The sequence below is a fragment of the Microbacterium sp. B19 genome (genome assembly GCF_000333395.1).
Classification (GTDB): Bacteria; Actinomycetota; Actinomycetes; order Actinomycetales; family Microbacteriaceae; genus Microbacterium.
On sequence record NZ_BADA01000498.1, the window covers coordinates 1 to 9,734 of the forward strand.

Below are 9,734 nucleotides of genomic sequence, written 5' to 3' on the forward strand. Positions count from 1 at the left end.
CGCGAAGAGCACGGGGTATCCTTGCAGGTCGCGCTTCATCTCGAGGATGTGCGCACGGTAGTTCAGACCGACGCACACGATCTTGCTCGGCGCGAGCACCACCGGTGCGAACCGCACCTCGTCGAGGGAGAGTGTGGGCCCATCGATCCCGGCGGCCGCCCCGACACCGCCCCCGCGGAGCAGAGCACCGACGTCGGCGTGCCCCTCGAGCACGACGACGTGGTCTCCCTCGACCCGTGCGGCGGCCGTGGACTCCCGCCAGTGGATGGTGCACAGCTTCATCGGTCGGTCTCCTCTTCGAGCTCGCGGTACAGCCCCAGGCCTTCGAAGATCGGGGTGTCGCTGAAATGGAACAGATCCAGGCGCGTCTCGGCCTGCACGCGGAAGCGGCACCAGCTCGGCACCACGAAGATGTCGCCGTGCTCGACCACGTGCTCGGCGTCGCCCAGCAGCACACGCCCCGACCCCTCGAACACCTGGTAGACGTTCGATCCGACCTCCTGTCGCACAGGCGTGCTCGCACCCTCTCGGAAGCGGTGGAATTGCGCGCGGATGGTCGGCATGACGTCACCGCCGGTCGTCGGGTTGGCGAAGCGCACGGCAGCGTGGCCGGGGCCGACGGTGGCCGGCATCCCCTCCGCCTCCAGGAGCAGCTGGTCGGTGAGCGCGGCGTCGGTGTGCTCCCACCGGTACGCGCCGATCGGGCTCGAGACGGTCCGGCGCAGCCCGGCGAGGGGCAGGAGGCCGGGGTGGGCCCAGAGGCGCTCGGAGCGCGAGAAGTTCGGCGTCGCCTCGTCGGTGACGCGTTCGGCACCGAACTCGAAGAACCCGGTGTCCATCTGGTAGGCGAAGGGGATGTCGAGTCCGTCGATCCAGGTCATCGACTGGTCGGTCTCGTTGTGGTGACCGTGGAAGTTCCAGCCGGGCGTGAGGAGGAAGTCGCCGCGGCTCATGCGGACGGGGTCGCCGTTGACGACCGTCCAGACGCCCTCGCCGGACGTGACGAAACGGAACGCGTTCTGGGAGTGCCGGTGCTCGGGCGCGGTCTCGCGCGGCCCGAGCTGCTGGATGGCGGCCCACAGGGTCGGCGAGATGTACGCGCGCCCGCCCAGGCCGGGGTTGGCGAGTCCGATGGCGCGGCGTTCTCCTCCGCGCCCGACCGGGATCAGGTCGCCGGCGCGCTCCGCGAGCGGCCGGAGGGCGTTCCAGCGCCACACCCACGGCACGGCCTTGGGCTGCGGGGTCTGCGGCATCAGGTCGTCGAGTTGCGTCCACAGCGGGATGAGGTGCTGCTCCTCGAATCCCCGGTACAGCGCGCGGAGCTCCGGGCTGTCCTCGGGCTGCATCGCGTTCTCGACCGGCGTGGTCTGCGTGCTCATCGGTCCTCCTCGATCGTGGCTCCCCCCAGATTGCGTTACTTTCGTTCGTCTTGCAACAGCAATTCGTTACATATGACCGGATGCCACGATCTTTGTGAAACATTCCCCTTGCGCAAGACGCGAATCTGTTACACGATGTGCCGCACGGAGCGTTCGACGCCCCCGGCCCCCGGACCTCCGGCGGCACCCGACGCGATTCTGCAAGGAGGCAGAAGATGTCCGACATCGAGCACGCGCACACCACCTCGGCCGACGGCACCCCCATCGCCTACTTCCGCCGCGGGAGCGGCCCCGCCCTCGTCGTGACCCACGGCAGCATCGCCACGAAGGAGCAGTGGCTCCCCGCGAGCGAGGCGCTCGCCGAGCACGTCACGCTTTATGTCCACGACCGTCGAGGGCGCGGCGGCAGCGGCGACGCCGCCGAGTACTCGCTCGACACCGAGGTCGCCGACATCGCCGCGATGATGGCGGTCGCCGGCCCCGGCGCCCACCTCCTCGGCCACTCGTTCGGCGCCCTCGCGACGCTCGCCTACGCGCGCCGACACGGCCTGTCCGGCGGCACCCTGATCGCCTACGAGCCTCCCCTGGCTGTGCAGGGCCCCGTCGCGGGCGAGCGCCTGGCCGGATATCGGGAGCTCGTGGATGCCGGCGACCTCGACGGCGCGCTGGAGTACGCGCTCGTGAACTTCGTGCGGGTCCCCGCCGAGGCGATCCCCGTCATCCGCGAGACGCCCCTGTGGGGCGCCAGCGTGCCGCTGACGCCCACCTGGGTGCGCGAACTGGTGGAGATCGACGCGCTCGGCGACGACCTCTCGGGATACGCCGAGATCCACGACCCGACCCACCTCATCGCGGGCACCGCGACGACGTCGTTCCTGTACCAGTCCGCGCACGACCTCGCCGAGATCATCCCGGGCGCCGGGGTCACTGACATCGACGGCGCCGACCACTTCGCGCACCTGTCGGACCCCGCGGGCTTCGCGCATGTGGTCGTCGACGCGCTCCAGCCCGCACGCGCCCAGAGCTGAACCCACCCGCCCCGGCCCCCGGCGTGCGCCCGTCCCGCGCCGGGGGTCGGCCCACGCCTCCGAGCCGCCGGTAGGCTCGAACGGTGACGATCCTCACCCTCGTGCGCCACGGCGAAACCGACTGGAACGCCCGCGGCCGCGTCCAGGGCTCGACCGACATCCCCCTCAACGACACCGGCCGGGCCCAGGCCCGCGAGGTCGCCGCCACGCTCGCCGCCGACCTCGCCGGCCGCGACGTCGTCGTGGTCTCGAGCGACCTCTCCCGCGCGGCCGAGACCGCCGACGTGATCGCCGAAGCGCTCGGCACGGTCGTCACGCGACGCCTCCCCGGGCTCCGCGAGCGCTCCTACGGCGACGCCGAGGGCATGGACGCCCCCACGTTCTACGACACGTACGGCCCGTGGCACGCCGCGCAGGTGCCCGGCGCCGAGGAGTGGCCGGTCGTGCGCGAGCGCGCGCTCGCCGCGATCGCCGAGGTCGTGACCGAGGCTCCCGAGGGGGTCGACGTCATCGCGGTCGCGCACGGCGCACTCATCCGCGAGGTCATCATGCACGCCACCGCGGGCGAGTTCCCCCGTGTCGGCGAGCGTCTGCCGAACTGCTCCGCGACCGTCTTCCGCCTCGAGGGCGAGGAGTGGGAGATGCTGGTCTACGCCGGCGTCGCCAGCTGACCGCACCCCACCTGACGCCACCCCCGGCGCGCAGGGCGCTCACCTCCGGCATCCCCGGCTCAGCATTGTGCGCACCCTTTCCGCTCGGCATCCTGCTAATGTCTCGCACCATGACCAAGCTCGACGCGGTCGATCTCGACCTCCTCCGCGCCCTGTCCCACGATCCGCGGGCGACGGTCGTCGCGCTCGCCGAGAAGCTCGGCCTCTCGCGCAACACCGTGCAGGCGCGCATGAGCCGCCTGGAGAAGGGCGGCGTCTTCCTCTCCTACGAGCGCACGCTGTCGGCCGAAGCGCTGGGCTTTCCGATCGAGGCGTTCCTGCACGGGACGGTGCGGCAGGCCGAGCTCCCCGCGATCCGCGAGGCTCTCGCAAGGTGCCCGAGGTCCTGCAGGCGCACGGGTTGAGCGGTCAGATCGATCTGCTGGTGCGCGTCGCGTGCCGCGACACGCAGCACCTGTTCGACACCGACGCACGCATCCTGGCGATCGAGGGCGTCGAGCGCACTGAGACGTCGCTCGTGATGGGCGAGGTCATCGGCTACCGGGTGAGCCCGCTCATGGACCTGGCGCGCGAACAGCTCTGATCCAGCCCCGACTCACGGGGAAGGGATCACCGGGATCGTCGCCGTCTCGGTCCGTTGTTCGATCGGGTCTCCGGCATCCAATCGCACCAGCACGACTCCGGCCAGCAGCACCGCTCCGCCGACGAACTGCACGGGCGCGGGCGTCTCGCCGAGCAGCAGCCAGGCGAAGCCGAGCGCGAACAGCACCTCGCTCAGCCCTACGAACGACGCGACCCGCGATCCGATGAGGGGAACGGCGATCACCCCGAGCGCGTAGCCGAGCGTCGTCGCGACACCGCCGACCCAGAGCAGGGGCAGGATGCCGGGCACCTGCAGCCCCAGCATCGACACGGTGATCGCGGGCGCAGCGAACGGCAGCACGCCCACGGCCACGAGGATGCCGATGACGACGGTGCCGGTCACGAGGCCGCCGGCGGCGAGCGCGAGGGGCGGGAGCTCGTCGCTCGAGCGCGCGGCGATCACGAAGTACACGGCGGTGCACGCCGCGGCACACAGGGCGAACAGCGTGCCGAGGAGATCGAACCGCGCACCGCTGATGTCGACGACGAGCACCAGACCCGTCATCGCCACGACCGATCCCATCAGCACGAGCTTGGAGGGCGCGCGCCGCGTCCGCACCCACACCGCCGCCACGAGCAGCACCGGCGCGATGTACTGGATCAGCAGGGCGACGGCGACCGGCATGCGCTGCATCGCGGCGAAGTAGAACAGCTGGCATCCGGCGACCGCGGTGAGACCGAACGCGGCGATGAGCAGGCCATGGCGCCGCAGGAATCCCGGCTGGCGACGGATGGCCCGGACGAGCGCGGGAGACAGCACCAGGGATGCCAGACCCATGCGCACGAGCAGGACGGCGCCGAGCGACCACCCGCCCTCGAGCAGCGGCTTGACGAACGGGCCGCTCGACGAGAAGGCCAGGGCCGAGGCCACCGCGATGGCGAGGCCGGTGACGGCGCCCGAGCCGCGGTGGATGGGGCGTGGGAGGGTGGCGGAGGAAGTGGTCATGCAGAGCCCGCTGTCAGGAGTCAAATACGTTTACACTCGTGACAGTAGAGCCTCAGCCTGTCAGGAGTCAACATGGCTTTTATCCGTGACACCGAGCTCGTCCTCCGCGCCACGGTCGAGCTGGTCAACACGCTCCCCCACACAGACACGAGCGGCGAGGACACGATGGTCTCCGCCGAGCAGCTCGAGGACTTCGCGACACGCCACGCCTACACCGGCTCGCGCACGCACGACGATCGCGAACTCGCCGCGGTGCGCGGCATCCGGAACCGCATCCACGAGCTGTGGACCGTCGATCGCGACGCGTCGGTGCCGCTCGTGAACGCGATGCTCCGCGACGGGAAGGCCCTGCCGCAGCTCGTGAAGCACGACGGGTTCGACTGGCACATCCATGCGTCCGACCCGTCCGACGCGCTCGCCCAGCGCATCCTCGTCGAGGCGGCGATGGCCTTCGTGGACGTCATCCGCGCCGACGAGTACGCCCGGATCCGCGTGTGCCAGGCCGACGACTGCCGCGGCGTCTACGTCGACTTCTCGAAGAACGGCTCGAAGCGGTACTGCGACTCCGGCAACTGCGGCAACCGCATGAACGTCAACGCCTACCGACGGCGCAAGGCGGATCAACCCGCGTGACACCGTGACCGCATGAACGTCAACGCCTACCGACGGCGGAAGGCGGATCAACCCGCGTGACACCGTGACCGCTTGAACGTCGACGCCTACCGACGGCGGAAGGCGGATCAACCCGCGTAGGGTTTCGCCGCGGCCTCGGGGTCAGCGCTCCAGGAATTCCCGGATCGCGGATGCCGCGGCGGCGGGCGTCTCGTAGTGGATGAGGTGGCCGACCGCGGGGATCTCGACCAGCTCGGCATCCGGGAACAGCGTGGCGAGATGACGTTCCGCCTCGATGGGGGTGATGTCGTCCTTCTCCGCGGCGATGAGGAGCGTCGGCTGCGTGATGCGCGGCGCGAAGGCCCGGACGTCGTGCGAGACGCTCGTGACGAACGCGTCGTGCAGGACGTCGCGGTCGGCGAACCGTGAGAAGTACGTGTCGTGCTGCTCGTGCACGAACCGGCGGAGTTCGGGTTCGCGCGTCTTGGCCATCGCAACGCTCATGACCCGGACGATCACGCCGTTGCGCAGCAGCGCGTCACCGAGCGGACGCGGCAGACGCGCCCCCGCGAGGTAATAGAAGACCGCGAGGCGCGTGAGGACCCCGCGGGGCCCCTCGAGCGCGGGCGCGCCGATCGGATTGACGAGGATCAGCCGCGGTGTCGCCAGGCCGCCGGCGACCGCTGCGGACGCCACGATCGAGCCGAACGAATGCCCCAGCACGATCGCACCAGGAGCCTCCGACTCGACGAACGCGCGCAGCCAGGCCGCGTACGCGTCGAGATCGTGCGTGCGCCCGGGCAGCGGGGCGGTCTCTCCGAACCCCGGCAGGTCGGGCGACACGACCCGGATGCCGGGCAGGTGCGCCACGACCGGCTCGAGTCCGTGATGCTCGCCGCGGAACCCGTGCACCGCGACGATCGTGGTGTCGGCGGTGTCGTCGCCGTAGATCCAGTACGCCGTCGTGCCACCGAGGATCTCGGCCGTGCGCCGCTGCACCGGGATCTCGGCCAGGAGCGGGGCGTAGGGGTTCGGCATCCGTCGATTCTAGGCGGGGGGACTCGGCGCACACGGCCCTCCGGTGCGCCTCGGGGGCCGTGTCGGTGCCCCGTCCTAACCTGAGCCCATGACCACGTGGCAGGCCGAGCCGCTCCCGCTGTTCCAGACCCCGGAGTGGGCACGCGTCGTCGGCGTGTTCGACCTCGAGACGACCGGGGTGGATGTCGTGCACGACCGCATCGTGACCGCGCACGTGGGAGTGCTCGACGCCGACGGCCACGTCATCGATGCGCGCGATTGGCTCGCCGACCCCGGTGTCCCGATTCCGGTCGGGGCCGCCGCGATCCACGGCGTCACGACCGAGCGCGCTCGCGCCGAGGGCGCGCCGGCGGCGACGGTGGTCTCCGAGGTCGTCGAGGCCCTGCGCGCGCTTTTCGACGCGGGCATCCCGGTCGTGGCGTACAACGCGCCGTTCGACTTCTCGATGCTGAAGTACGAGGCGCTGCGTCATGGCATCCCGCCGATCGATGCTCCGTCACCGGTGATCGATCCGCTCGTCGTCGACAAGACGTACGACCGGTACCGCCGCGGCAAGCGCACGCTCACGCACGTCGCCGCGCACTACGCCGTGCCGCTCGATACTGCCCACGAAGCGTGTGCCGACGCCGTGGCCGCCGGGCGCCTCGCGCTCGCGCTTGCCGAGCGGTACGCCGCGTGGCTCCCGCCGACCGTCGACGAACTGCACACGCGGCAGATCGCGTGGGCGCGCGCGCAGGCGGCGAGCCTGACAGAGTATTTCGTGAGGATCGGACGCCTGGATGCCGAGGCACCCCCGCTCGACGGGGCGTGGCCGATCCGCTGAACGGGGTCGGCCTTCAGCCGGTTGGGGCCTCTGTCGGGCGCCGTGGGGCCGGAATGCCGCCGTCCGCGGCGATGTCGGACCCCCTCGATAGTGTTCGAGCATGGAGTTCCCGGCACCCGCGCACGATCGGTCGCACCCGACCGACGCGTGGTCCGGGATGCCGTGGCCCGATGGCGACGAGCTGCAGTCGGACGCGGATTCCGCGTGGGCCGTCGCGCTCGGGCTCCTCGACGACGGCGCGGCGGACGACGACTCGCCGCTGGCCGATCCCGTCCTCCTGCTGGAGCGTCTCGAAGACCGCGCCGCCGCTCGGCACCGGGCGACGGCCGCCGAGTACGACCTGATCCTGCGCGTGCTGCAAGACGCGGCCGACGACCCCGAACCGTGGGTCGGTCCCGATCCGACGCTCGACGGGCTGTGGAGCGACGCGCGCGGGCGCACGGTCGCCGCCGTGCGACGCGACCGGCTGGACATGGCCGAGCGTGCCGCTGTCGCCGAGATCGCGGTTCGTCTGCGCCTCGCCGAGCAGACGGTCCGCACGCGCGCCGCGCACGCGGCCGTGCTGCGGGAACGCTGCCCACAGGTCTGGACGGTGTTCGCCGACGGACTCGTGTCGGAACGACACGCGATCGAGACCGCACGGCTCGCCGCGACCCTCCCCGCCGACCCCGCGTCATGGGAGGCGTTCGACGCGGGCGCCCGCGACCGGGCGCTCCGGCTCTCCCCCGCCCGCTTCGCGACGTCGGCCCGGGTCCTCCGCGAGCGCGTGCACCCCGAGTCCGTCGAGACGCGCCACCAGCGGGCTCGCGCCGACCGCGGCGTGTGGATGACCGCCGAACTCGACGGCATGGCGACGCTCACCGCGTTCCTCCCCGCCGATCGCGCCGCGGCCGCGATGACCCACCTCGATCGGGCCGCGCGCCACCTCGCCACCATCGAGGGCGAGGACCGCACGCTCGCGCAGCTCCGCGCGGACGCCTTTGCGGACCTGCTCGCGGGAGCGGGAACGGCAGGCGATGCCACAGCAGACTCCTCCGCATCGACGAGGGATGCCGGGACCGAGCGCGCCGCGCGCCCTTCCCCTGCCCCGGCCCGTCCCACCGTTATCGTCACGATCCCCGCCCTCACCCTGCTCGACGCCGACGACACCCCGGCGACCCTCGACGGCTACGGCCCCATCGACCTCGACACCGGCCGCCGACTCGCGGGCGAGGCGACATCGTGGATCCGCGTGCTCACGCACCCGGTCACGGGTACGCCGCTCGCGCTCGACCGCACGACGTACCGCGTCCCGACGGCTCTGCGCCGCTGGCTCGGTGTCACGTCCCCGACGTGCGCGTTCCCGGGCTGCGGGCGCCCGGCGCGGGACTGCGACCTCGACCACCTGCACGCTTGGAGCGAAGGCGGCGCCACCGACGACGACAACCTCGACCCCGAGTGCCGCCATCACCACCGCATGCGTCACGAGACGCGCTGGGCCGCCAGCCGCGATCCCGACACCGGCGACCTCGCGTGGACGACACCCCTCGGGGCCCACATCGACGCCGATCCGCCGCCGTTCTAGCGGAGATCGACGGCGGGGACACGCGGCCTCAACGGAACAACGCTCCCCACCGGCTCAGCGCTGACGCACGAGCGTTGACGCTGAGCGGTGACGCACGAGCATTGCCGCGCCTGGCCCGCGTCGACATCGAACGTCCGGCATCCGGAATCCCGCCGCCGGCCCCGGTACGCTCCCCGGCATGGATCTCCCCGGAGGGCACACCTCGCGCCCCTACCCGTCGTCGAAGCCGGCGCCTCAGCGCGTCGCCCCGACGCTCCGCCCCGCGCGCCCGGCCGACGCCGCAGGGATCGCCCGCGTGCACGCGGCATCCTGGCGCGAAACGTACGGCAGATTCGTCGACGACCCCGACACCAACCCGTGGTTCGACGTCGAACGTCGCATCGGGATATGGGAGACGACCCTGAGCGACGCCGGTCACGCCACGATCGTTGCGGAGCGCCCGGCGGGCATCGTCGGCTTCGCCTCGACGACACCGATGACGGAACCGGGTGCCGTTCGCCCCGAGGAGCTCACGATGCTCTATGTGTTGCAGAGCGCCCACGGATCGGGCGTCGGCCAGGCGCTCCTCGACGCGGTTCTCGCCGACCGCCCCGCCTCACTCTGGGTCGCGGCTGACAACCCGCGTGCCCACGCGTTCTACCGCCGCAACGGCTTCCGGCCCGACGGTGCCGAATCCTCGTTCGGCCCGATCCCTCAGACCGTCCGGCTGATCCGCTGACCGCTGACGCTCCTGGCGTCCGTCGCGCCGCGCACCTGCGAGAATCCCCGAGTGACCGTCCGCATCGCCACCGTCCAAGCTGAGGCGACGCCCGGCGACCTCGAGGCCAACCTGTCCGCATCGGTGCGGTGGATCGACCGCGCCGCCGAGCACGGCAGCGACGTCATCGTGTTCCCCGAGGCGTTCACCACCGGCTACGACGAGTCCGCGTTCGCCGGCCCGCTGCCCTCCGTCGACGACACCGACTGGCTGGCCGCGATCCAGCGGGCCGTCGACCACACCGGCATCGTCGCGATCCTGAACACCGCGCTCG

Annotated in this window: 10 protein-coding genes and 2 pseudogenes; 8 read left to right on the forward strand and 4 right to left on the reverse strand. The window is 71.7% G+C overall.

Features of this window, described 5'->3' with window-relative positions:
- Both I5G_RS17250 and I5G_RS17255 read right to left on the reverse strand, forming a co-directional pair.
- Positions 1–282: pseudogene (locus I5G_RS17250) on the reverse strand (2-hydroxyhepta-2,4-diene-1,7-dioate isomerase); the annotation flags it as partial.
- On the reverse strand, positions 279–1,379 hold the full coding sequence (locus tag I5G_RS17255) for a cupin domain-containing protein (RefSeq protein WP_022880182.1): 1,101 nt from the start codon (positions 1,377–1,379) through the stop codon (positions 279–281). The pseudogene I5G_RS17250 and the gene I5G_RS17255, both read right to left, overlap by 4 nt.
- 215 nt (positions 1,380–1,594) lie before the next feature.
- On the opposite strand from I5G_RS17255, the gene I5G_RS17260 reads away from it, so the two are divergent.
- From I5G_RS17260 to I5G_RS23255, 3 genes and pseudogenes are all read left to right on the forward strand, one after another.
- Positions 1,595–2,407 (forward strand): alpha/beta fold hydrolase, encoded by an 813-nt coding sequence (locus I5G_RS17260; protein WP_022880183.1) that lies wholly within the window; start codon positions 1,595–1,597, stop codon positions 2,405–2,407.
- A gap of 83 nt (positions 2,408–2,490) precedes the next feature.
- A complete protein-coding gene (locus I5G_RS17265; RefSeq protein WP_022880184.1) occupies positions 2,491–3,078 on the forward strand; it encodes a histidine phosphatase family protein in 588 nt (195 codons plus the stop codon).
- 110 nt (positions 3,079–3,188) lie between these two features.
- Positions 3,189–3,661: pseudogene (locus I5G_RS23255) on the forward strand (Lrp/AsnC family transcriptional regulator).
- Between the two features lie 12 nt (positions 3,662–3,673).
- Here the strand turns inward: I5G_RS23255 and I5G_RS17275 are convergent.
- Positions 3,674–4,666 carry a DMT family transporter gene (locus I5G_RS17275; protein ID WP_022880185.1) on the reverse strand — a complete coding sequence of 331 codons (993 nt, stop codon included), beginning with the start codon at positions 4,664–4,666 and terminating at the stop codon, positions 3,674–3,676.
- Between the two features lie 72 nt (positions 4,667–4,738).
- Between I5G_RS17275 and I5G_RS17280 the strand changes: the two genes are divergently transcribed.
- The gene (locus I5G_RS17280) at positions 4,739–5,299 is read left to right on the forward strand and encodes a CGNR zinc finger domain-containing protein (protein ID WP_022880186.1); all 561 of its coding nucleotides are present in this window, start codon (positions 4,739–4,741) and stop codon (positions 5,297–5,299) included.
- A gap of 141 nt (positions 5,300–5,440) precedes the next feature.
- Here I5G_RS17280 and I5G_RS17285 read toward each other — a convergent pair whose 3' ends face one another.
- The gene (locus I5G_RS17285) at positions 5,441–6,316 is read right to left on the reverse strand and encodes an alpha/beta fold hydrolase (protein ID WP_022880187.1); all 876 of its coding nucleotides are present in this window, start codon (positions 6,314–6,316) and stop codon (positions 5,441–5,443) included.
- 88 nt (positions 6,317–6,404) lie between these two features.
- On the opposite strand from I5G_RS17285, the gene I5G_RS17290 reads away from it, so the two are divergent.
- The 4 genes from I5G_RS17290 to I5G_RS17305 form a co-directional block, all read left to right on the forward strand.
- Positions 6,405–7,139: an exonuclease domain-containing protein gene (locus I5G_RS17290; protein WP_022880188.1), complete on the forward strand. Its 735-nt coding sequence runs from the start codon at positions 6,405–6,407 to the stop codon at positions 7,137–7,139.
- Positions 7,140–7,239: 100 nt separating this feature from the next.
- Positions 7,240–8,703: an HNH endonuclease signature motif containing protein gene (locus tag I5G_RS24160; protein WP_022880189.1), complete on the forward strand. Its 1,464-nt coding sequence runs from the start codon at positions 7,240–7,242 to the stop codon at positions 8,701–8,703.
- Between the two features lie 178 nt (positions 8,704–8,881).
- Complete coding sequence (locus I5G_RS23265) at positions 8,882–9,421, forward strand: GNAT family N-acetyltransferase (RefSeq protein ID WP_022880190.1); 540 nt, start codon at positions 8,882–8,884, stop codon at positions 9,419–9,421.
- A 51-nt stretch (positions 9,422–9,472) separates the two neighbouring features.
- A partial coding sequence (locus I5G_RS17305; RefSeq protein ID WP_026096041.1) for a nitrilase-related carbon-nitrogen hydrolase occupies positions 9,473–9,734 on the forward strand: 262 nt, incomplete at its 3' end.

Bases quoted from the DNA above. Each gene is read 5' to 3' on its own strand.
- I5G_RS17255 (WP_022880182.1), bottom strand. From the start codon at position 1,379: ATGAGCACGCAGACCACGCCGGTCGAGAACGCGATGCAGCCCGAGGAC.
- I5G_RS17260 (WP_022880183.1), top strand. From the start codon at position 1,595: ATGTCCGACATCGAGCACGCGCACACCACCTCGGCCGACGGCACCCCC.
- I5G_RS17275 (WP_022880185.1), bottom strand. From the start codon at position 4,666: ATGACCACTTCCTCCGCCACCCTCCCACGCCCCATCCACCGCGGCTCG.
- I5G_RS17280 (WP_022880186.1), top strand. From the start codon at position 4,739: ATGGCTTTTATCCGTGACACCGAGCTCGTCCTCCGCGCCACGGTCGAG.
- I5G_RS17285 (WP_022880187.1), bottom strand. From the start codon at position 6,316: ATGCCGAACCCCTACGCCCCGCTCCTGGCCGAGATCCCGGTGCAGCGG.
- I5G_RS17290 (WP_022880188.1), top strand. From the start codon at position 6,405: ATGACCACGTGGCAGGCCGAGCCGCTCCCGCTGTTCCAGACCCCGGAG.
- I5G_RS24160 (WP_022880189.1), top strand. From the start codon at position 7,240: ATGGAGTTCCCGGCACCCGCGCACGATCGGTCGCACCCGACCGACGCG.
- I5G_RS23265 (WP_022880190.1), top strand. From the start codon at position 8,882: ATGGATCTCCCCGGAGGGCACACCTCGCGCCCCTACCCGTCGTCGAAG.